This is a genomic window from Streptomyces sp. CS113, assembly GCF_002188365.1.
GTDB classification, from domain to species: domain Bacteria; phylum Actinomycetota; class Actinomycetes; order Streptomycetales; family Streptomycetaceae; genus Streptomyces; species Streptomyces tendae.
Map to the genome: position 1 here is coordinate 2245390 of NZ_KZ195574.1, position 21386 is coordinate 2266775.

The 21386-nt window shown below is 72.7% G+C and carries 17 protein-coding genes; 5 read left to right on the top strand and 12 right to left on the bottom strand.

The window, feature by feature from the left end:
• The first annotated feature begins 110 nt into the window (after positions 1–110).
• Entirely contained in the window at positions 111–1367 is a 1257-nt protein-coding gene (locus B9W62_RS09660; protein ID WP_087811836.1) for an MFS transporter, read from the top strand.
• The gene (locus tag B9W62_RS09665; protein ID WP_087806788.1) at positions 1309–2646 is read left to right on the top strand and encodes a D-arabinono-1,4-lactone oxidase; all 1338 of its coding nucleotides are present in this window, start codon (positions 1309–1311) and stop codon (positions 2644–2646) included. Before B9W62_RS09660 ends, B9W62_RS09665 begins: the two co-directional genes overlap by 59 nt.
• Here B9W62_RS09665 and B9W62_RS09670 read toward each other — a convergent pair.
• On the bottom strand, positions 2570–3451 hold the full coding sequence (locus B9W62_RS09670) for a hypothetical protein (protein WP_087806789.1): 882 nt from the start codon (positions 3449–3451) through the stop codon (positions 2570–2572). The two genes, B9W62_RS09665 and B9W62_RS09670, sit on opposite strands and share 77 nt — an antisense overlap.
• 472 nt (positions 3452–3923) lie before the next feature.
• Between B9W62_RS09670 and sepH the strand changes: the two genes are divergently transcribed.
• Positions 3924–4982: a septation protein SepH gene (gene sepH / locus B9W62_RS09675; RefSeq protein ID WP_087806790.1), complete on the top strand. Its 1059-nt coding sequence runs from the start codon at positions 3924–3926 to the stop codon at positions 4980–4982.
• A gap of 149 nt (positions 4983–5131) precedes the next feature.
• On the opposite strand, the gene B9W62_RS09680 is transcribed toward sepH, so the two are convergent.
• Positions 5132–5983: a sulfurtransferase gene (locus B9W62_RS09680; protein WP_087806791.1), complete on the bottom strand. Its 852-nt coding sequence runs from the start codon at positions 5981–5983 to the stop codon at positions 5132–5134.
• Positions 5984–6224: 241 nt separating this feature from the next.
• On the opposite strand from B9W62_RS09680, the gene B9W62_RS09685 reads away from it, so the two are divergent.
• Entirely contained in the window at positions 6225–7028 is an 804-nt protein-coding gene (locus tag B9W62_RS09685; RefSeq protein WP_087806792.1) for a VOC family protein, read from the top strand.
• A 48-nt stretch (positions 7029–7076) separates the two neighbouring features.
• On the opposite strand, the gene B9W62_RS09690 is transcribed toward B9W62_RS09685, so the two are convergent.
• The 6 genes from B9W62_RS09690 to B9W62_RS09715 all read right to left on the bottom strand — a co-directional run bounded on the left by B9W62_RS09690 (position 7077) and on the right by B9W62_RS09715 (position 13632).
• Positions 7077–7925, bottom strand: coding sequence for a class II fructose-bisphosphate aldolase (locus B9W62_RS09690; RefSeq protein WP_087806793.1), 849 nt, complete (start codon positions 7923–7925; stop codon positions 7077–7079).
• A 106-nt stretch (positions 7926–8031) separates the two neighbouring features.
• Positions 8032–8970, bottom strand: coding sequence for a DMT family transporter (locus tag B9W62_RS09695; protein ID WP_087806794.1), 939 nt, complete (start codon positions 8968–8970; stop codon positions 8032–8034).
• A complete protein-coding gene (locus B9W62_RS09700; RefSeq protein ID WP_087806795.1) occupies positions 8967–9959 on the bottom strand; it encodes an N-acetylglucosamine kinase in 993 nt (330 codons plus the stop codon). The genes B9W62_RS09695 and B9W62_RS09700 overlap by 4 nt, the downstream gene beginning before the upstream one ends.
• A 49-nt stretch (positions 9960–10008) precedes the next feature.
• Complete coding sequence (locus B9W62_RS09705; RefSeq protein ID WP_087806796.1) at positions 10009–11166, bottom strand: SIS domain-containing protein; 1158 nt, start codon at positions 11164–11166, stop codon at positions 10009–10011.
• On the bottom strand, positions 11163–12500 hold the full coding sequence (locus B9W62_RS09710; protein WP_256976257.1) for a D-tagatose-bisphosphate aldolase, class II, non-catalytic subunit: 1338 nt from the start codon (positions 12498–12500) through the stop codon (positions 11163–11165). Before B9W62_RS09710 ends, B9W62_RS09705 begins: the two co-directional genes overlap by 4 nt.
• A 343-nt stretch (positions 12501–12843) precedes the next feature.
• Positions 12844–13632 carry a GntR family transcriptional regulator gene (locus B9W62_RS09715; RefSeq protein WP_200838329.1) on the bottom strand — a complete coding sequence of 263 codons (789 nt, stop codon included), beginning with the start codon at positions 13630–13632 and terminating at the stop codon, positions 12844–12846.
• Between the two features lie 241 nt (positions 13633–13873).
• On the opposite strand from B9W62_RS09715, the gene B9W62_RS09720 reads away from it, so the two are divergent.
• Positions 13874–15943: a glycoside hydrolase family 36 protein gene (locus tag B9W62_RS09720; protein ID WP_087806798.1), complete on the top strand. Its 2070-nt coding sequence runs from the start codon at positions 13874–13876 to the stop codon at positions 15941–15943.
• A 29-nt stretch (positions 15944–15972) separates the two neighbouring features.
• On the opposite strand, the gene B9W62_RS09725 is transcribed toward B9W62_RS09720, so the two are convergent.
• The 4 genes from B9W62_RS09725 to B9W62_RS09740 form a co-directional block, all read right to left on the bottom strand.
• On the bottom strand, positions 15973–16623 hold the full coding sequence (locus B9W62_RS09725; RefSeq protein WP_087806799.1) for a thymidine kinase: 651 nt from the start codon (positions 16621–16623) through the stop codon (positions 15973–15975).
• A gap of 52 nt (positions 16624–16675) precedes the next feature.
• A complete protein-coding gene (locus B9W62_RS09730; RefSeq protein ID WP_087806800.1) occupies positions 16676–17869 on the bottom strand; it encodes an alkaline phosphatase family protein in 1194 nt (397 codons plus the stop codon).
• Positions 17869–18465, bottom strand: coding sequence for a DUF5998 family protein (locus B9W62_RS09735; protein WP_161378460.1), 597 nt, complete (start codon positions 18463–18465; stop codon positions 17869–17871). Before B9W62_RS09735 ends, B9W62_RS09730 begins: the two co-directional genes overlap by 1 nt.
• 63 nt (positions 18466–18528) lie before the next feature.
• Positions 18529–21345 (bottom strand): bifunctional acetate--CoA ligase family protein/GNAT family N-acetyltransferase, encoded by a 2817-nt coding sequence (locus B9W62_RS09740; protein ID WP_087806801.1) that lies wholly within the window; start codon positions 21343–21345, stop codon positions 18529–18531.
• Positions 21346–21386: the final 41 nt, after the last annotated feature.

A 21386-nucleotide genomic window follows, 5' to 3' on the forward strand; every position in this document is an offset into this window, starting at 1 on the left:
GTGCGTTTCACCAGGTCCGAGGGGGTGTTTCCGAACGAAGGGGCGAGTAAGCTGTATCGACTGCATTCGCACCTTACTAACTCGTGACCGAGCCGCTTCCGGAGACCTCGTTGGCCAGCCCCTACCGCGCCCTGTTCGCCCTCCCCGGCACCAAGGGCTTCTCCGCCGCGGGTTTCCTCGGCCGGATGCCGCTGTCGATGATGGGCATCGGCGTGGTGACGATGATCTCCCAGCTCACCGGGCGGTACGGACTGGCCGGTGCGCTGTCCGCCACCATCGCACTCGCCGCCGCCGTGGCCGGCCCGCAGGTCTCACGTCTGGTCGACCGGTACGGGCAGCGCCGGGTGCTGCGCCCGGCGACGCTGGTGTCGCTGACCGCGGCGGCGGTCCTGCTGCCCGCGGCGCACTACGGATGGCCGGACTGGGTGCTGTTCGTGGCCTGTGTCGGCATCGGCTGCGTGCCGAGCCTCGGGGCGATGGTCCGGGCCCGCTGGGCGGCCCTGTACCGGGGCACGCCGCAACTGCACACCGCGTACTCCTTCGAGTCCGTGGTGGACGAGATCTGTTTCATCTTCGGCCCGATCATCTCCATCGGCCTGTCCACGGCCTGGTTCCCGGAGGCCGGCCCGCTGCTCGCCGCCTGCTTCCTGGCGACCGGCGTCTTCTGGCTGACCTCGCAGCGCGCCACCGAGCCGGAGCCGCACCCACGCGAGCACCAGGGCGGCGGCACGGCGCTGCGCTCCCGGGGGCTCCAGGTCCTGGTCGGCACGTTCGCGGCCACGGGGACGATCTTCGGGGCCATCGACGTCGTCACCGTGGCGTTCGCCGAGGAGGAGGGGCACAAGGCCGCCGCCAGCCTCGTCCTCGCCCTCTACGCGGCGGGCTCGTGCACGGCGGCCATGATCTTCGGGCTGCTGCGCTTCGCCGGGCCGCCGGAACGCCGCTGGCTTCTGGGCGTGTGTGCGATGGCCGTGAGTATGATCCCCCTCCTACTGGTCGGAAACTTGCCGTTTCTGGCCGCGGCGCTGTTCGTTGCGGGTCTGTCCATCGCTCCCACGATGATCACGACGATGTCCCTCATCGAAGAGCACGTACCACGCACGCAGCTCACCGAGGGCATGACCTGGGTGAGTACCGGACTCGCGGTCGGGGTCGCGCTCGGCTCCTCCGCGGGCGGCTGGGTGGTCGACACCTCCGGGGCGCGCGCGGGGTACGGGGTTCCGGCGGTGGCCGGGGCCGTCGCGGTCGCGGTCGGTTTCCTCGGGTACCGCCGGCTCAAGCGGCCGGAACCGCGTCGGGGAGGGACCGTTGAGCAGCACACGCACGGCGAGCGGCAGGACGAGCGGCCGGAACGGCACATGGCGTAACTGGGGCGGCAACGTCTCGGCGCGCCCCGCGCGGGAGGTCGCTCCCGCCTCCGTGGACGAACTGGCCGACGCCGTCCGCCGGGCGGCCGAGGACGGCCTGCGAATCAAGGCGGTCGGCACCGGGCACTCGTTCACCTCGATAGCCGCGACGGACGGTGTGTTGATCCGCCCTCAACTGTTGACGGGTATCCGCCGCATCGATCGCGACGCCATGACGGTCACCGTCGAGGCGGGCACCCCGCTCAAGAGGCTCAACATGGCGCTCGCGCGTGAGGGCCTGTCGCTGACCAACATGGGCGACATCATGGAGCAGACCGTCTCCGGGGCCACCAGCACCGGCACCCACGGAACGGGCCGCGACTCGGCCTCGATCGCCGCCCAGATCCGGGGCCTGGAACTGGTCACGGCGGACGGTTCGGTGCTGACCTGCTCCGCGGACGAGAACCCCGAGGTGTTCGCCGCCGCCCGGATCGGCCTCGGAACGCTGGGCGTCGTCACCGCGATCACCTTCGCCGTGGAGCCGGTCTTCCTGCTGACCGCCCGCGAGGAACCGATGCCGTTCGACCGGGTCCTGGCCGACTTCGACGCCCTGTGGTCCGAGAACGAGCACTTCGAGTTCTACTGGTTCCCGCACACCAACAGCACCAACACCAAGCGCAACAACCGCAGTGCCGGTCCGGAGCGGCCGGTGGGCCGGTTCAAGGGCTGGCTGGACGACGAGTTCCTCTCCAACGGCCTCTTCCAGGCGGTCAACTGGGTCGGCCGCGCGGCACCCGCCACCATTCCGTCGATCGCCCGGATCTCCAGCAGGGCGCTCTCCGCGCGGACGTACACGGACACTCCCTACAAGGTCTTCACTTCCCCGCGCCGGGTGCGGTTCGTGGAGATGGAGTACGCCGTTCCGCGCGAGGCCGTCGTCGAGGTGCTGCGCGAACTGAGGGCGATGGTCGACCGGTCACGGCTGCGGATCAGCTTCCCGGTCGAGGTGCGCACGGCCCCGGCCGACGACATCACGCTGTCCACCGCGTCGGGCCGCGACAGCGCGTACGTCGCCGTGCACATGTTCCGGGGCACGCCCTACCAGGCGTACTTCACCGCCGCCGAGCGCATCTTCACGGCGCACGAGGGCCGGCCGCACTGGGGCAAGGTGCACACCCGGGACGCCGATTACCTCTCCGGGGTGTATCCGCGCTTCGGCGAGTTCACGGCGCTGCGGGACCGTCTTGACCCGGAGCGCCGGTTCCAGAACGACTACTTGCGCCGGGTTCTGGGGCCGTAGCCGAGGCGTCCGGGCCGGGCGCGTCGGTGGCGCCCGTGCCCTCGTCGCCGGTGGCGTCCGGGGCGGGCGCCGGACTGGACGCCGTACCGCCGTCCGCCGTGGAACCGCCGCCCTCCGACGGGCTCTCACCGGCGCCGTCCGGGCTCCCGGAGGGGGTGGAGGCCGGGGCGTCGTCCCCCGTGCCGGAGTCCTGGGCGCCGCCCGAGTCACCGGAGCCGCCCGGGTCCCGGCCGTCCGGCGCGTCCTGCGAGCCGCCGGAATCGCCGGAATCGCCCGACTCCCCCGAACCGCCCGACGACTTGCCGTGGCCGGTGAAGGCGCTGCCGACGGTGGTGCTGCGGCCGCCGCTCAGGTTCTGACCGGAGGCGACCTCGTACACCGTGATCCCGGCCATGGTGACGCCGAAGACCAGGGCCGCCGCGACCAGTGGGCGGCGCCAGCCCCTGCTCCGGGCGCGGTAGACGGTGCCCTCGGTGAAGTCGCCCGAGGCCGGGGGCGTTACGGCCGCCGGAACCGACGCGGTCCGCCCGCCGGTCCGCACCCCGGCGACCGTGCGCTTCACCCGGATCTGCTCCCCGGTCCGCTTGAAGAAGTGCTGGAGCACCGAGCCCCCGCAGGTGGCGACGACACTGATCAGACCGGCGCCGGCGATCGTGCCGTAGACACCGAAGGAGGAGGCGAGTTTGGCGGCCACCACCGCGGCCAGGGCGCTGCCCGCGACCTGGGGCACGCTCAGGTCGATGCGCCTGGACTCCCCCTTGGAACGCACGTCCGCCTCACCTGCGTCATCGGACCTTTCGTGCATGGTCGGACCTTGCCTGCCTTTCCCGTACGGGATCGATCAACTGCACGAGAAAGGGACGTGCGGCCGAAACCATTAGTTCCGTTTCTGGTGATTGCGTGAAGTACGCCACGTCCAAGATCGCGGAAATCGCGCCAGGGACGGCCTGGCGCCACCTCTTGCCAGAAGTTGGGCGGCGTGCCAATCCACGCACGTGGCCCGAATGGAGTACTGTTGCGAGCCCTGGAGCCGGTCTCCCGACTGGGGGTCCGGCACCTTGAAGGACCGCCGGGAGGGGGCTAGTTGCACAGGGTGACGGAGTTGGTCACTTAGCGTTGCGAATAGGTAACCGTGCCATAACGGCGATCCAGGGCCCGCGCCCGACACGCCGGGCAACTCGGCAAGGTTGTGGCAGGCTGCACCCGGGCAGGCCACACTCGACAGAGCGGAAGCAGCGACGCACGTGACGTCGGCAGGCACCACCCGGGAGGTCCCCATGCCCGAACTGCGTGTCGTGGCCGTCTCGAATGACGGCACACGGCTGGTGCTGAAGGCTGCGGACAGCACGGAGTACACGCTTCCGATCGACGAGCGGCTCCGGGCCGCCGTGCGCGGCGACCGTCCGCGTCTCGGCCAGATCGAGATCGAGGTGGAGAGCCATCTCCGCCCCCGCGACATCCAGGCACGTATACGAGCCGGCGCGACCGCGGAAGAGGTCGCCCAGATGGCCGGCATCCCCGTCGACCGCGTACGGCGCTTCGAGGGCCCCGTGCTGGCCGAGCGCGCCTTCATGGCGGAGCGGGCCCGCAAGACCCCCGTCCGCCGCCCCGGCGAGAACTCCGGGCCGCCCCTCGGCGAGGCCGTCCAGGAGCGGCTGCTGCTGCGCGGCGCCGACAAGGACACCGTCCAGTGGGACTCCTGGCGCCGCGACGACGGCACCTGGGAAGTACTGCTGGTCTACCTGGTCGCGGGCGAACCGCACTCGGCGAGCTGGACGTACGACCCGCCCCGGCGGCTCGTCCAGGCCGTCGACGCGGAGGCACGCGCGCTGATCGGCGAGTCCGACGACCTCGCCGCGCCCGAGCCCAGCTTCCCGTTCGTGCCGCGCATCGCCCGGCTGCCCCGCGACCGGCCGCTGGACCGCACCCTCGACCGGGAGCAGCGGGAGCGGCCGAGCCTGCCCCCGCCGCCGGCCGAGCCGGCCGAGGACACCGCGGCCACCGCCTCGGCCGAGCGGGAACGCGACTCGCTCACCAGTCTGCTGGAGGCCGTGCCGAGCTTCCGCGGCGACCTGGTGGTGCCCGAGCGTGCTCCGGAGCCGGTGGACGAGCCCGTCGAGGAACCCGAGGTCGAGGAGCCGCCCGCCCCCGCGGCGTCGGCCGGTTCCGCCTACGCCGACGTGCTCATGCCGCGCTCGGTGGCCAGCCACCGCGACCGTCTCACCGGCTCCACCGACCGCCAGGCCGAGGCCGACGGCGTCCGGCCGGGCCGCCGCGCGGCGGTGCCCAGCTGGGACGAGATCGTGTTCGGAACACGGCGCAAGAAGCAGGACTAGCGAGTCCTGGTCGGACGACCGGACGACGTGCACGAGGTCGGGGCCGCACCCGCGCGGGTGCGGCCCCGACCGCTGTCCTCCGGCCGGCCCCGACCGCCGTCCTCCTGCCCGCGCCGCCCCATGTCCTCCGGCCGGCTCCGACCTCTGCCCTACTGCGGGTCCGGCCCCACCGCGACGGGTCGGGCCGGGTCCGACGACCACTCGGACCACGAACCCACGTACAGCGCCGCCGGGATACCCGCGACCGCCAGCGCGAGCACCTCGTGGGCACCCGACACGCCCGAGCCGCAGTACACGCCGACCGCGCCGTCCTCCGTGGCACCCAGGGACTCGAAGCGTGCGCGGAGTTCCTCCGCGGGCCGGAAGCGCCCGTCCGGGGCGACGTTGTCGGTCGTCGGCGCGGAGAGCGCGCCCGGGATGTGGCCGCCGACCGGATCGATCGGTTCGACCTCGCCCCGGTAGCGCTCCCCCGCGCGGGCGTCGAGCAGCACTCCGGACCGGGCCAGCGCGGCGGCCCCGTCCGCGTCCAGCAGCCCCGGCGCACCCGGCACCGGTGCGAAGTCGCCCTCCTCGGGCGTCGGAACGTCCGTCGACAGCGGCGCCTCCCAGGACGGCAACCCGCCGTCGAGGACCCGCACGTTCGGGTGACCCGTCCAGCGCAGCAGCCACCAGGCGCGGGCCGCCGCCCACCCCTGTCCGCCGTCGTAGACGACGACCGGCCGCGCCTGCGACACGCCCGCCCGGCGCATCGCCGCACCGAACTCCCCGACGTCGGGCAGCGGGTGCCGGCCGTTCGCACCGGGCGCCGAGGCCAGCTCCCTGTCCAGGTCGACGTAGACGGCACCGGGAAGATGCCCGGCGGCGTACTCGGCGCGGCCGTCGAACGGCGGGGCTCCGGCCGCCCTCGCCGTGCTCAGTTGCCAGCGGACGTCCAGCAGGACGGGCGGGGTGGCGCCCGCCAGTTCGTCGACGAGCCCGGGTGCGGAGATGATGGCGTTCATGGCCCCATCCTGACGTACCGAGTGGCCGAGGCGTCGATGTCGGGCTACTCTGCCCGCCGGACAGTACCGATCACGAGGCGTACGGGTTCGGGCACATGCTGTACTGCCCGGGCAGGCGGGCTGCCCCACGAGCGCGAGCTCGCCCGAACCACGCACCGGAACCCGGTGCCGGTGTCGGTGCCGAGGCCCGTGGGAGCGGAAGCGGACGCACGGCCCGCGGAGGGCCGAGAAGAGGGTGACGATGACCGACGCACGGGGATCGGACAGCCGGATCGGCGAAACGAACGCCCGGCGCGCGCCCGGCACACCCTGCTGGGTGAGTCTCATGGTGCACGGGCCTGCCGCCACCCACGACTTCTACGGCGCCCTGTTCGGCTGGGAGTTCCGGCCAGGCCCCCAGCAACTGGGCCCGTACGCGCGGGCCCTGCTCGACGGGCGCGAGGTGGCCGGTATCGGGCAGCTGCCCCCGGACCGGCAACTGCCCACCGCCTGGACGCCGTACTTCGCCTCGGACGACGTCAACCGGACGGCCGAGACGGTGCGCCTGTGCGGTGGCACGGTCGGCGTCGGTCCACTGGACGCGGGCGAGGCGGGCCGCATGGCCCTCGGCTCCGACCCCGCCGGCGCCGTCTTCGGCATCTGGCAGGCGGCCGCACACCTGGGCACGGCCGTCACCGGTCTGCCCGGCACGCCGGCCTGGAACGAACTGCTGACCTACGAGACGGCGAACGTCGCCAAGTTCTACGAGACGGTCTTCGGCTTCGAGCCGGGTCCGGAGACCTCCACCGGCCGCGACCACGTCACCCTGCGCCTCGACGGCCGCCCCGTCGCCGGTGTCCAGGGCCTCGGCGACGCACTGCCGCGCGACCGGGGTCCGCACTGGATGACGTACTTCGAGGTGGCCGACACGGACGAGTCCGTGGCGCGCCTCGTCGACCTGGGCGGGCACGTCCTCGACCCGGCCCGGGACACGCCCCACGGCCGGGCGGCGACGGTGGCGGACCCCGAGGGCGCGCGGTTCACCTTGCTGCACGCGGAGCGGTGACGCGGCACTCGGGGCAGCCGGTGCGTGCGGCGGTCGCGTCGGCGCCGCTCAGCCGCCGACCACCCCGAGCAGGACACGTACCGTCTCCGCCATCGTCTCCCGGCCCCGGGCGACGTAGGGGCGGGGGTCGGTCAGGTCGGGGCGCGCCGCCAGCGTCTCGCGGACCGCGCCCGTGAAGGCGATGTTGAGGGCGGTACCGACGTTGATCTTCACGATGCCCGCCCGGACCGCTCGCCGCAGTTCGTCGTCCCCGACGCCCGACGAACCGTGCAGGACCAGGGGAACGGGCACGGCCTCCCGCAGTCGTCCGATCAGCGCGTGGTCCAGGGACGCGGAGCGTTCGGTCATCGCGTGGCTGCTGCCCACGGCGACGGCCAGCGCGTCCACGCCGGTGTCCGCCACATAGCGTGCCGCCTCCGCCGGATCGGTGCGCACCCCGGCGGCGTGGGCGCTCGCGGGCGCGTCCGGTTTGCCACCCACGTACCCGAGTTCGGCCTCCAGCCACAGGCCCGCGCCGTGGGCCCACTGCGCGGCGGCGCGGGTGGCGGCCAGGTTCTCGGCGTAGGGCTGCGCCCCGGCGTCGAACATCGCGGAGGAGAAGCCCGCGTCGGCCGCCGTCCGCAGCAGTCCCATGTCCGTCACATGGTCCAGGTGCAGTGCGACGTCGACGTCTTCGGCCTTGGCGACCTCGGCCGCGGCCCGCGCGATCGGCTCGACCCGGCCGCCGTGGAACCGTACGGCGTTCTCGCTGATTTGCAGGATCACCGGGGCGCCCGCGGCGGCGGCACCGGTGGTGATCGCCTCGGCGTGTTCCAGCGTGATGACGTTGAACGCCGCGACGGCCCGGCCGGCGGCCGCGGCCGCCGAGACGAGTTCGCGCGTGGGGACCAGGGGCATGGGGTCTTCCCCCTCGCTTTCGTGTTGCTTCGACGGGCGGTCGGGCCGGCCGGTGCGGGGCGATGGCCGTCCGCACCGGCCGGCCGGGATGAAGGGGCCTGCGGGACTACCGGCCGACGGGACTCACGTCGTTGTCCGCGGCTCCCGGTGCCACGGGACTCTCGCCGCTCTTCTCGTCGCTGTAGACCATCAGGGTGGAGCCCGCGAGGGCCAGCACGATGCCCAGGGTGCCCCACACGCTGGGCAGCGTCTGGTAGACCGCCAGGGACAGCACGATGGTCAGTACCGGGGCGAGGGCGTTGGTGACGGGGGCGACGACGGTGGCCTTGCCCCGGCTGAACGCCATGACCAGGAACAGCGCGCCGACGGCGTTGAGGACCTGGGTGACCGCGGTGAGCGCCGGTGCCTGCCAGGGGGCCCCGGACGGGAGACCGCCCATGAGTGCGAACGCCACCGGAACCAGGAGGAGTCCGCTGATGGTCATCCACCCGAAGGTCGTCGCGTCGTTGACGCCGACGAGCGCGGCCTTGCGCATGCAGAACGCCTGCACGCCCCAGGCGACGCACACCAGGATGGCGATCAGCAGCCACGGCCCGTGCGAGTCCGAGTCGTCGCCGCCGCTGGGGATGCTGAGCAGGACGATCGCCACCAGCGCCGCGACCACGCCCACGACGGCGAGCCGGGTGATCCGCTCCCGCAGCAGCACCGTCGCCATGAGCACGGTGATCACCGGGGAGAGCGACACCAGGGGGAAGATCAGGTACGCCGGACCGTCGGAGAGCGCCTGGAAGAGCAGCAGTTGGCCGCCGGCCCCGGTCAGTCCAGCGATCAGCCCGTACATCGCGGCGACCGGCCTGCGGTCGAACGTGTTGCCGCGCATCGCGAAGAACGCGGGGATGAGCATCGTGAAGGCCCAGATGATGTAGATCATCTCGTTGGGGTAGCCGTACCTGCTGTTCGGCTCGCTGGAGAAGGCGCCCCACACACCCCAGAACAGGACCAGCAGCGACGCGTACAGGATCCAGCTTCTTGTGCCGTTCTTCATTCTTCGTCCTCTCCTGAGGCAGGGGCCCCGGAGGTCCGGCGCAGCGCGTCGAGCGCCGGCCGGTCGAGCGGGGTGCCGGCGAGTTTCGCCGCGTACAGGGCGGCGCCCACGACGGGCTCGTACAGGGGGTGCCGCAACGCGTAGCCGGTGAAGCGGCCGCGCAGCCCGGCGGTGAACGTCTCCAGGACCGGGGCGGCGCCGAAGGTGCCGCCCGAGTAGGAGACGGGCACGGTCTCGTCCGGGCCGAAGCCCAGGCGTTCGCGGGTGACGTCCACGAGGAGGGCGAGTTCGCGGCCCGCCTCGGCGAGGATCGACGCGGCGGTCTCGTCGCCCAGTGCGGCCGCCTCGGCCACCGAGCGGCTGAGCGCGGCGATCCGGCCCCGGTCTCCCTGCCACCGGTTGTGGACCACGTCGATGACGTCGAGGTCCGACTCCAGACCGAGTCCGGTGCGGAACACGTCGGCCAGGGGGCCCTCGGGGAGCCGTCCGTCGCTCATCCGGGAGAAGGCGTTGAGGCCGCGGACCGCGATCCAGTACGCCGATCCCTCGTCGCCGAACGTCTCGCTCCAGCCGCCGATGCGTACGCCCCGGCCGAGCCGCTCGCCGTACGTCATCGAGCCGGTGCCGCTGATGACGTTGATGCCGTCGACCGCGCCGAGCGAACCCGCCCAGCCGCAGACCATGTCGTTGTCGCAGCCGTAGCGGTCGTGCCCGAGCACCGCTCGCGGTGTCGCGTCGAGGACGGGCACGTCGTGGGCCGCCTCCCCGTAGCCGGGCAGGCCGAAGAAGGCGTACTCGATGTCGGCCGGGGCCAGTTCAGCCGCGGCGCAGACAGCGTCGACACCTTCCTTCAGAACACGTTCGACCAGCTCGATACCGTGGGAGAAGTAGTACGAACTCGCCGCCTGGGCGCGCGCCACCACTTGTCCGGACCGGTCGACCAGACAGAATGCGGTTTTCGTACCGCCGCCGTCGACACCCAGGAACATCGTCGTACCTCCGTCCGGCGCCCTCGATCCGCGCCGTCGCCGCCTTCGATCAGTTGTTCAGTGAGTGCAGGATCACGCCCTGCACCACGCGGTTGACCTCACCCGAGGGGAAGGGGTTGTCGGGTCGCAGGCCCCGGGCCCGGGAAGCACGGAGGGCGATGAGCTGGGCGTACACCACGGCGGGCAGGGCCAGGGCGGCGTCCTCGACGTCGTCGAGGCCCGGCAGCGGCCAGGCGTCGGCGCCCTCCGCCGCGGCGCCGGTCTCCGCGGAGACCGCGACGACGCTGCCGGCGGGAAGGTTGCCGCGCAGCTCCGCGAGGATGTCGTGGTCGTACTGGCGGGTGTAGGGGTCGTTCGACACGTACACCACCGCCACCGAGCGTTCGTTGAGCACCGCCTTGGGACCGTGCCGGAAACCCAGCGAGGATTCCGGTACGGCCATGAGCGTCCCGCCGGTCAGCTCCAGCACCTTCAGCGCCGACTCCGCGGCGAGGCCCTTCAGCGGGCCGCTGCCGAGGAAGACGATGCGTTCGGGCGCACGGTCCACCAGGGCACCGGCGGTGCGGTCGGCGGCGCCCTCCTCGATGATCGACTCCGCCGCCCGGGCCAGGCGTCCGGCGATCCCGTCGTAGGCGTCCCCGCCCAGCGCGAGCAGGGCCGCGAGCGTCATGCACGTGAAGCTCGACGTCATGGCGAAACCGCGGTCGTTGGACGCGGCGGGCATCAGCAGCACGTGGGACTGCGGCCGCGCGGCGTGTTCGCGTGCCAGGCGGCCCTGCTCGTTGCAGGTGATCACGAGGTGGTGCACCTCGGAGAGGACCTGGTCCGCCAGGGCGGTGGCGGCCACGGACTCCGGGCTGTCACCCGACCTCGCGAACGAGACCAGCAGCGTGGGCAGGTCCTCGGCGAGGCAACCGCGGGGGTCGGCCACGAGGTCCGTGGTGGAAACCGCGTCGACGCGCCGTCCCAGGCGCCGGGACAGGGCCGGCGCGAGCACCTGGCCGGCGAACGCGGAGGTGCCGGCCCCGGTGAGGACCACGCGCAGGTCACCGCGCGCCGTGAGCGGGTGCAGGAACGCGTCCAGCGCTTCCCGGGAGGCGGCGACGATCCGGTCGACCTCCCGCCACAGGGCGGGCTGCTGGGCGATCTCGCGGACGGTGTGGACAGCGCTGTCGTCGACGGGCAGCGTGCCGGAGGGCGTGGTCACACGTACTCCTTCTGGTTCTGCTTCTGGTTCTGGTTCTGCCGGGGGTTCTGGTCGCGGTTCGTGCCGGTGGCGTGGTCGTAGTCGCGCAGGACGTCGCGGACGTGGTCCACGGCCAGCTCGCGCGGGCGGGCGGCCAGCTCACCGCGGCGGACGCGGGCGTACTGGAGCGGGAGGTGGGCGCTGAGGAGCGGCAGCGGGACGACCGCGGCCGAGAGGTTGGCCAGCAGCCGGGCCTGGGCCGCTTCGATCTCGGGGTCCGGCCAGTAGTAGCGCATCCGGTCGCTGTAGCTGTAGCGGCGGGCGAGGCGCTGCTCGGCGTCGGTGCCCGGGTAGTAGCCCTCCCACTGGGCGGGCTCGGCGAGCATCCGGCGCTCGACGACCTCGGCGAGCCGTGACCGCTCGCCGGCCGGCACCAGCTCGTCCTCGATCGCGGCGAGGGCGAACAGCGCCTCGCGCAGGGCGAAGGTCAACCCGGGGCCCACCTTGAGAACCGCCCAGTGGTCCTCGACCAGCTCGGTGAGTGCCTCGGCGGTCTGGTAGTCGGTCGAGTGGGCCTCGAAGACCATGGTGGGCTCGTCGTCGAGGACCTTGCGCAGCTCCTCGGTCGGCTCCCGCCGGTAGTCGACGACCCGCAGGTGGTCGAACTCCACGGCCGGCTGCACCACCAGGCCCATGACGCGTGGCCAGACACCGTCGATGCCGTGCCGGGCGAACGCCTTGCGGTGCTGCTCCAACGTCGTGCGCGCCGCCTCGGGCGTGGTGGGCACGAGAGCGCCGAGCGTCTCGTGCGCGCCGCCGGGGGTGGGCACCTCGGTGCCGATCACATACCGGATCCGCGCCGCCCGCCCGGGACCCACCGTGTCCTCGGCCACCCGGATCAGGCGCGCGGCGCGTTCGGCGACCACGTCGTCGGTCAGCGGTACGGGGTCGCCGGCGCAGGCGAAGCTGCAATCCAGGTGGATCTTGGTGAAGCCGGCCGCCGCGTAGGCCGCCACCAGGGCTTCGGCCTGCTCCATCGCCTCGTCGGGCGGCAGGGACTGCCACCGGTTCGGTCCGAGGTGGTCGCCGCCGAGGATCACGCGGTCCAGTGGCAGACCACACGCCGTCGCGATGCCGTGCACGAGGTCGCGGAAGTCGCCGGGCCGCATACCCGTGTATCCGCCGTACTGGTCGACCTGGTTCGAGGTCGCCTCCACCAGTACCGGACCACCGGTCTCGCGTGCCTGCACCACAGCGGCTTCGATGACCAGCGGATGGGCGGAACACACGGAGGTGATGCCCTGTGGCCGTCCGGCCTTCTGGTTCCGGACGACCTCGTCCAACGGACTCTGCATGGCCAACCCCTTACTGAAGTGCAGTTTGAGCCTGTTTGCCGCGATGGCCCGAAGCTCAAGCGGAACGTTACTGGTCTTAGTTTTGGCCGTCAATAGGCTCCATTGGTCTGCTTCTGGTATCTCATCATGTCCAGTAGGGCCAGTAGGGCCAGTAGGGCCAGTAGGGCCAAGGACGGTGGCACCAGCGGGACCCGGCGGGACCAGTGGGCGCAACGGCGACGAGCCGGGCGTCGGCCACTGCGACGCCCGGCTCGGGCAGGGTTGTACGGCTGGGTTGTACGGCACCGTTCGGACTCGTTCGTGTCCGGTCGCGTCCGGTCACATCCGGCCGGTGCCGGCTCGTTCAGGTCTGGTTGGTGATGGAGGCCCGGAACCGGTAGCGGTCCCCCCGGTAGACCTGGACGGTCAGTTCGATCGGGCGGGCGTCCTGGTTGGAGGTCAGCTGGGTCGCGACCAGCATCGGCATGGTGGCGCCGATCTCGAGCAGCTCCATCTCCCGTGCCGTCGGGTGGCGGGCTTCGACCGAGTAGTCGGCGACCCGGGGAAGCTGCGGCGGATCGGCGGCGCGCAGGGTGGCGTACAGCGAGGCGGTGCTGAAGTCGGTGTCGGCCAGGGCCGGGCAGGCCGACAGGGGCAGCCGGTTGTGCTCCAGCACGACCAGCAGGCCGTCCAGGAAGCGCAGCCGGTGGAGGTCGAAGAGGTCGGCGCCCGGGGCGATCCGCAGCTGCTCCGCCTCCGCCACCGTGGCCGGGCGAACGGTGGCCGAGAGCACCTTGCTGGCCGTCGTCAGGCCGTTGGCCTCGGCGTAGTCGGCGAATCCCTGGACCTGGGGGACGGTCGAGGCGGGCGCCGACGCCGCATCCGGGAAGAGACCTGGCTCGGCGACGAACCACCCGCGTGACGACGACGGCCGCACGATGCCGCGCGCCTCCAGCTGGGCGAGGGCGGCCCGCAGGGTCACGCGCGACACGGCGTACCTGGCGACCATGGCCCGCTCGGAGGGCAGCCGGTCGCCGGGGCGGGCGGCGGCGGTACGCAGGTCGTCGAGGAGCCGCGCGGCCGTGCGCTCGTACAGCGGGAGGGCGTCGTCGGCGAAGAGGCCCCTGGGCATCGGCGTACTCGCTTCGGTCATACCAGAAGCGTACCGGTTCGACCGCCCGCGCAGGCACCCGGAGCTCTCACTCCCCGGGGGCGCGTGGTGAACTCCCGGTCCGTGACAGACCGTTGAACCATTGACATGCCAATTGCATACCACTTACGTTCTCGATGCAGGCCACCCAGAGCCCGATGGTGCCTCGTCACCCTCACGGGTGTCCCGACTCCGTTCGAGGAGCCGGTTGCAGACCAGACCCTGCTCCGAGAGAGAGAACGACATGACGGATGTGAACCGGCGCAGCGTGCTGAAGGTGGCGCTGGGGGGTGCCGGCCTGGCCGCCCTCCCCACCGTGGCACAGGGCGCCGCACCCGCGGCCGCCGCACCGCACCGCGGGCCCGACCTCGTCGGGGTCGGCGACACCTCCATCACCCTGGAGTTCGACGACCGGCTGCGCAGCCGGGTGGCGTTGGAGGGCGTCGACATCACGCGCTTCGACGCCGGTGAGGCCCTGCTCGTGGGCGACGGGGCGATCGACGAGTTCGCCTACGGCGGGCACCGGACCCGCAGGACCAGGCACCACCGGCACGGCGCGGGCGTCAGGGTGACCCTCTGGGGCGAGTCCGCGACCGGCGTGCGCAAGACGGTGGAGCTGACCTCCTTCCGGCGCCTGACCGGAATGATCGTGATGAAGGTGACCTACACCAACGGGACCGGGAGCCCGCTGGCGGTCACGGGGTGGCGCAGCGGAGCCCACGAACTCCTCGAAAGCCCGGCCGGCTTCTACACCTTCTCGGGCACTACGTACGAGGACCGCCGCGACTGGGTGCAGCCGATGACGGACGAATTCGTCCAGCGGAACTCGCTGGGCATGGACGCCTCCGACTACGGCGGCGGCACCCCCGTGGCGTCCGTGTGGCGGCCGGGCGCCGGTCTCTCCGTCGGGCATGTCGAACCGGTGGCCAGGATGCTGCGCCTGCCGGTCCGCAGGACGGCCGGCGGAGCGAGCCTCGCCGTCGAGGGCGACACCCCCGTCACCCTGGGGCCGGGCCGGCGCCTGACCACCGACACCACGTTCCTGACCGCCCTGCCGGGCGACCACTTCGTGCCGCTCCAGCGCTACCGCGACTACATGGGCGACGTCGGCCAGCAGGCCCCCGAGACGCCCGGGCCGGCCCTGGAACCCATGTGGTGCGCCTGGGGGTACGAGCGCGACTTCACCGTCGAGCAGGTGGTCGGAACGCTCCCCAAGGTGCGGGAGGTCGGTCTCAAGTGGGCGGTGCTCGACGACGGCTGGCAGACCAACGAGGGCGACTGGGAGCTGGACCCGCGGAAGTTCCCGCGGGGCGCTGCGGACATGCGGGCCTTCACGCGGCAGATCCGGGACGCCGGGCTGCGACCGCGCCTGTGGTGGGCTCCGCTGGCGGCGGACCCCGGGAGCGACCTGTACGAGAACCACTCCGACATGCTGCTGCTGGACCGCGAGGGCAACAAGCAGCGAGTGAGCTGGTGGGACGCCTGGACGCTGTGCCCGGCGTACCGGCCGACGGTGGACTACTTCGTCGGGCAGGTGAAGCGGTTCATCGGCGACTGGGGGTACGAAGGGCTCAAGATCGACGGCCAGCACCTCAACGCCGTCACCCCCTGCTACAACCCGGCGCACGGGCATGCCCGCCCCGAGGAGTCGACGGAGGGACTCGCGCGGTTCTGGAAGGCGGTGTACGAGGCCGCTCACGAGGCCAACCGCGACGCCGTGGTCGAGCTGTGCCCCTGCGGCACCGCCTTCGCCTTCCACAACCTGCCCTACGTCGACCAGTACCCGAGCTCGGACCCGCTCTCGTCGTACCAGGTCCGGACGAAGGGCAAGACGATGAAGGCGCTGATGGGCCGGGGCAGCAGCTACTCGGGCGACCACGTCGAACTGAGCGACGGTGGCGACGACTTCGCCTCCAGCTACGGTGTGGGAGCCGTCCTGTCGACGAAGTTCACCTACCCCGCGGGCCCCGACGACGCGATCGTGCTCACGCCGGAGCGAGAAACTCTCTGGCGCCGGTGGCTGGACCTGTACGAGCAGAACATGCTGACCACCGGCGAGTACCGGGGCGAGCTGTACGACATCGGCTTCGACAAGCCCGAGGCCCATGCGGTGGCCAAGGGAGCGGCGCTGCACTACGCCTTCTACGCCCAGCGGTGGGACGGCGCCGTCGAGTTGCGGGGTCTGGGCCGCGGCAGGTACCGCCTGACCGACCCGTTCAGCGGCACTTCTCTCGGTACCGTCGACGCCCGGCACAACACCGTGCAGCTGGCCTTCGAGCGGTTCCAGCTCGTCGTGGCCGAGCCCATCGGCTGATCAGGGCTCGCGCGCGCCGGTCCCGGCACTCACGTGGCGGTGACCGGCAGCACGTCCGGCGACAGCGCCGCCGCCCGCGCCGTGGCACTCGTCATCCGCCTGCGGTGGTGGCGGCGGCACAGCACCTCGTAGCCGATCTCGTCGGCGGACTGGGCGACGTCGCCGACGACCACCTGGGCGCCCTCGACGACCATGACGCCGCCGACCGTGCGGGCGTTGTGCGTGGCGCGGGCGCCGCACCAGCACAGGGCCTCGACCTGGAGCACCTCGACGCGGTCGGCGAGTTCCACCAGGCGCTGGGAGCCGGGGAAGAGCTTGGAGCGGAAGTCGGTGGTGATGCCGAAGGCGTAGACGTCGACGTCGAGGTCGTCCACCACGCGCGCGAGCTGGTCGATCTGGTCCGGGGCGAGGAACTGCGCCTCGTCCGCGATCACGTAGTCCACGCGGCCGCCCTGCGAGAGGTGGTCGACGACGTGGGCGTACAGGTCCTGGCCGTCCGCGACCTCCACCGCGTCGGTGACGAGGCCGAGGCGGGAGGAGAGCTTGCCCTCGCCCGCGCGGTCGTCGCGGGTGAAGATCATGCCGGCCAGTCCGCGCGCCGAGCGGTTGTGCTCGATCTGGAGAGCCAGTGTCGACTTCCCGCAGTCCATCGTTCCGGAGAAGAACACCAGCTCGGGCATGAGGGGTGGGGCACCTTTCGGCATCGGGCAGACGTGAGCGGACGTGAGCGGGTCAGGAGCGTACTTCGAGCAGCGGGACGAGCTGCTCGGCGGGGGTCATGGAACCGTGGTTGCCGACCATCGCCGACTCCTTGGGCTCCCGCTCGGAGGCGATGAGCAGGACGTCGTCGCGCGCCGCGGCGACCACATCGCCGATACGGCCGTACACCCGGTCGTCGATGCGGGGACCGAACCAGCCCGCCTCGATCGCCTGGTCCCGGGAGGCCACCCAGAACTGCTCGCCGAGCACCTCGCGCCAGCAGGTCAGCACGTCGCTCTGGGCGCCGGGGACGGCGTAGACGTGGCGGGCGCGGCCCTCGCCGCCGAGGAGGGCGACGCCCGCCTTCAGCTCCCAGTCCTCGTCGAAGTCGATGCGGTGGTCCTCGTCGAACGCCACGTCGACCATGCCGTGGTCGGCGGTGACGTACAGGGCGCTGCGCGGGGGCAGCTGCTCGGCGAGGCGCTGGACGAGCCGGTCGACGTGCGCGAGCTGGCCGCGCCAGGTGTCGGAGTCGACGCCGAAGCGGTGGCCCGCGCCGTCGACCTCGGCGTAGTAGGTGTAGACGAGGGCGCGGTCGGCGCGGGCCAGTTGCTGGGCGGCGCAGTCCATCCGGTCCTCGCCGGACAGCCGTCCGTGGAACTCGCCGCCGCTGAGCGCGACCTTGGTCAGCGGGGTGTTGGCGAAGGTGGGCGAGGAGACCTGGGCGGCGTGCACCCCGGCCTCGTGGGCGAGGCCGAAGACGGTCGGATACGGCTGCCAGGGGCCGGGCGCGGTCCACGGCTGCCAGCGCAGCTGGTTCATCAGGGCACCGGTCGCGGGGTCGCGCACCGTGTAGCCCGGCAGACCGTGGGCGCCCGGCGGCAGTCCGGTGCCGACGGAGGCGAGGGAGGTGGCCGTGGTCGCCGGGTAGCCGGCGGTGATCGGGCGTCCGGTGCCGCCGCGCGAGCTGTCCAGGAGGGAACTCAGGAAGGGCGCGTCGTCGGGGTGCGCGCGCAGCTGCTCCCAGCCGAGGCCGTCGATCAGGAAGACGCAGTTGCGGTCGGCGGGGGTCAGCTCGGTGATCCCCGCGGTCATGCCGGGGACGCCGAGGCCGGCGGCCAGGGTGGGCAGCAGGTCGGCGAGGGATCCGCTGCCGTACTCGGGTACGGGAGCGGAGTCGACGGGGAGCGGCTCCGGGTGGGTGTCCCAGGCGGTGTGCTGCACCATCAGCGGGTGGAGTCCGCGGTCGCCTCGGAGAGGGCCTGGGCGAAGGTGAGCGCCTGGCGCACCGTCTCGGGCCCGTCCCCGGCCTCGCTGACGCGCAGGCTGAGGTCGTCGGCCGTCGAGCTGCCCGTGTAGCCGTGGTCGGCCTCGCAGTTGGGGTCGCCGCACGCGGCGGGCTCCAGGTCGAGGCGGGAGACGGCGCCCCAGCCGATGGTCAGCACGATCTCGCGGGGCAGGGTGCCCGGCTTGTACTGCTCCGGGTTGGCGACGACGCGGCTGACGACGATGGACGAGATCCGGCCGAGCTTGACGGACTCCGTGGACGTCGTGGCGTACGGCGTCGGGGAGGTGTCGTCGGCGGCCTGCTCGTCGGTGTGGCTGACGATGAAGCGGTTGCCGGTGAGGACCAGCACGGTCACGTGCCGGCGCACCTCGTTCTGGTCGAACGTCGTCTCCTGATGGACCAGGTACGACCGCACGGGCTCGCCGCCCACGGCGGCTTCCACCGCCTCGGCCACGAGGGCCGGGTAGTAGCCGCTGCGCTCGATCGCCGCTCGCAGCCCCTGGGTCGTCGTACTGGTCTTGGCCATGCCGTCCATCCTACGGGGACCCGCTGACTGCGAGGGACGCTCCTGCGGCACCCGTCGGGGGACGTGGGTGGGTCAGTAGGCCGGCAGGGTCCGTGGGCCCAGGTCGTCGCGGACGGGAGGGGGTGCCAGGCGGACGGACGCGCCGAGGACGCTCAGGCCGTGCGGGGCGACCACGACCGGTTCCAGGGTGACCGCGACGACCTCCGGGTGGTCGTCGACCAGCCGGGAGACCCGCAGCAGCAGCTCCTCCAGAGCGGCGGCGTCGACGGGGGCGGAGCCGCGCCAGCCGAAGAGGAGGGGCGCCGTGCGGATGGAGCGGATGAGCGAGGTCGCGTCCCGGTCGGTGACCGGAATCAGCCGGTGCGCCATGTCGCCGAGCAGCTGGGTGGCGGCACCGGCGAGGCCGAAGGAGAGCACCGCGCCGGCCGCCGGGTCGATGACCGCCCGTACGACGGTGTCGACACCGCGCGGGGCCATCCCCTGCACCACCGGGCGCAGCTCCGCGGGCGTCCCGAACAGCTCGGTCAGTTCGGCGTAGGCCCGCCGCAGTTGCTCCTCGTCCGCGAGGTCGAGACGTACGCCGCCCAGGTCCGCGCGGTGCCGCAGGTGCGGGGCGGTGGCCTTGAGCGCCACGGGGTAGCCGATGGTCCGTGCGGCGGCCGCGGCGTCGTCGGGGGTGGGGGCGGGCAGGGCTCGGTGGACGTGGACGCCGTACCTGCCGAGCAGGTCGCAGGTCTCCCGGCTGCCGAGGGTGAGCCCCTGCCCGCGCGCGAGGTGCCCCGCTATCTGCTCGGCGGCGCCCTTCTCGTCGATGTCCTCGTACTCCGGCACCTTGCCGGGGTCGGCGGCGTCGCGCCGCCACTGCGCGTAGGCGACGGCCTCCCCGAGAGCGCGCACGGCACGCTCGGCGGCGGGGTAGGCGGGGATGAGGTGAGCCCCGTCCGGGGCCGGGGCGGCGGACGGCGGCGGTACCGGGGCGACCGGGGGCTCGCCTGCGGGTCCGGCAGCGGCGTGGGGGGCGGTGCTCGTCGCGGCGGACAGGGCCTCGGCCAGGCCGCCCAGCTCCACGTGGACCACGAGTACCGGCTTGGTGGGGACCGCGGCCGCCGCCGAGCGCAGCGCCTCCGCCAGCGCGGCGTCCCCGGCCGCTCCCTCCCCCACCGTCGGGATGGCGGTCACCACCACCGCGTCGCACGTGTCGTCGGCCAGGGCCCTGGCCAGGGCCGCGTGGAAGTCGTCGGCCGAGGCGGCGGTCGTCAGGTCCAGCGGGGGCTGCGGGCGCAGGCCCTCGGAGAGGCAGGCGTCGTAGGTGAGCAGGCCCAGGGACTCCGAGTTGCCCAGGATGGCCACCCTGGGTCCGGCGGGCAGCGGCTGGCGGGCGAGGAGCAGCCCCGCGTCGACCAGGTCGGTGATGGTCTCGACCCGGATCACGCCGGCCTGCCGCAGCAGCGCGGAGACCGTCGCGTGCGGCAGCCGGGTCGCCCGGACGGCGTGACCCTGGGGCGCCACGCCGCCGTGCCTGGCTCCCTGCACCACGACCAGGGGCTTGGCGGCGGCGGTGCGCCGGGCCAGGCGGGTGAACTTGCGCGGGTTGCCGATGGACTCCAGGTACATCAGCGCGACGTCGGTCCGCGGGTCGTCGTACCAGTACTGGAGGACGTCGTTGCCCGAGACGTCGGCGCGGTTGCCGGAGGAGACGAAGGTGGACACGCCGGTGACGCCGGTGACCCCGCCGCCGCGCCGGTGCAGCCGGGAGAGCAGGGCGATGCCGATGGCGCCGGACTGGGCGAACAGGCCGATCCGGCCGGGGCGCGGCATCTCGGGCGCGAGGGAGGCGTTGAGCCGTACGTCCGGGGAGGTGTTGATGATCCCGAAGGCGTTGGGCCCGATGATGCGCATGCCGTACGTGCGCGCGTGCCGCACGAGGGCGCGCTGGCGTTCGCGTCCCTCGGGGCCGCTGTCGGCGTAACCGGCGGTGATCACGACCAGCCCCTGCACCCCGTGCTCGCCGCACTCGGTGACGACGTCGGGGACGTGTTCGGCGGGCACGGTGACGACGGCGAGGTCGACGGGCCCGTCGATGTCGCGCACGGAGCGGCACGCCGTGACCCCGTCGAGTTCCTTCTGGTCCTCGGGGAAGGCCCTGTTCACGGCGTACAGGCGGCCCGTGTACCCCGCGTCCCGGATGTTGTCGAGGATGCTGCGGCCGACGCCGCCCGGGGTGCGGCCGGTGCCGACGACCGCGACCGAGCCGGGCTGGAGCAGGCGCTGGACGGAGCGCGCCTCCGCGCGGTGCTCGCGCGCGTACTGCACGGCGAGCGAGCGGTCGGTGGGTTCGAGATCGAACTCCAGGCGGACCACGCCGTCCTCGAAGCTGCGCTTCTGGGTGTACCCGGCGTCCATGAAGACTTTGATCATCTTGTTGTTGGCGGGCAGCACCTCGGCGGCGAAGCGGCGGATGCCCCGCTCGCGCGCGACGGCGGCGATGTGCTCCAGGAGCGCGGAGGCGACGCCGCGGCCCTGGTGGGCGTCCTGGACGAGGAAGGCGACCTCGGCCTCGTCGGCCGGGGAGGTGGCGGGTGTTCCGCCGGCCCCGATCCGGTCGTAGCGTACGGTGGCGATGAACTCGCCGCCGATGGTGGCCGCGAGTCCCACCCGGTCCACAAAGTCGTGGTGCGTGAAGCGGTGGACGTCCTTGGCGGACAGGCGCGGGTACGGCGCGAAGAAGCGGTAGTACTTCGACTCGTCGGACACCTGCTCGTAGAAGCTGACCAGGCGCTCGGCGTCATCGACGGTGATGGGGCGGACGCGCGCGGTGCCGCCGTCGCGCAGCACCACGTCGGCTTCCCAGTGGGCGGGGTACTCGTGCCGGTCCGACGAGGTCTGCATGGGCCCCAGAGTACGGCTCGCGTACGACAACGGCGCGGGGC

Bases quoted from the DNA above. Each gene is read 5' to 3' on its own strand.
- B9W62_RS09720 (WP_087806798.1), top strand. From the start codon at position 13,874: ATGACGGATGTGAACCGGCGCAGCGTGCTGAAGGTGGCGCTGGGGGGT.
- B9W62_RS09690 (WP_087806793.1), bottom strand. From the start codon at position 7,925: ATGCCCCTGGTCCCCACGCGCGAACTCGTCTCGGCGGCCGCGGCCGCC.
- B9W62_RS09670 (WP_087806789.1), bottom strand. From the start codon at position 3,451: ATGCACGAAAGGTCCGATGACGCAGGTGAGGCGGACGTGCGTTCCAAG.
- B9W62_RS09710 (WP_256976257.1), bottom strand. From the start codon at position 12,500: ATGCAGAGTCCGTTGGACGAGGTCGTCCGGAACCAGAAGGCCGGACGG.
- B9W62_RS09735 (WP_161378460.1), bottom strand. From the start codon at position 18,465: ATGGACGGCATGGCCAAGACCAGTACGACGACCCAGGGGCTGCGAGCG.
- B9W62_RS09730 (WP_087806800.1), bottom strand. From the start codon at position 17,869: ATGGTGCAGCACACCGCCTGGGACACCCACCCGGAGCCGCTCCCCGTC.
- B9W62_RS09700 (WP_087806795.1), bottom strand. From the start codon at position 9,959: ATGTTCCTGGGTGTCGACGGCGGCGGTACGAAAACCGCATTCTGTCTG.
- B9W62_RS09680 (WP_087806791.1), bottom strand. From the start codon at position 5,983: ATGAACGCCATCATCTCCGCACCCGGGCTCGTCGACGAACTGGCGGGC.
- B9W62_RS09685 (WP_087806792.1), top strand. From the start codon at position 6,225: ATGACCGACGCACGGGGATCGGACAGCCGGATCGGCGAAACGAACGCC.
- B9W62_RS09695 (WP_087806794.1), bottom strand. From the start codon at position 8,970: ATGAAGAACGGCACAAGAAGCTGGATCCTGTACGCGTCGCTGCTGGTC.
- B9W62_RS09725 (WP_087806799.1), bottom strand. From the start codon at position 16,623: ATGCCCGAGCTGGTGTTCTTCTCCGGAACGATGGACTGCGGGAAGTCG.
- B9W62_RS09715 (WP_200838329.1), bottom strand. From the start codon at position 13,632: ATGACCGAAGCGAGTACGCCGATGCCCAGGGGCCTCTTCGCCGACGAC.
- sepH (WP_087806790.1), top strand. From the start codon at position 3,924: ATGCCCGAACTGCGTGTCGTGGCCGTCTCGAATGACGGCACACGGCTG.
- B9W62_RS09740 (WP_087806801.1), bottom strand. From the start codon at position 21,345: ATGCAGACCTCGTCGGACCGGCACGAGTACCCCGCCCACTGGGAAGCC.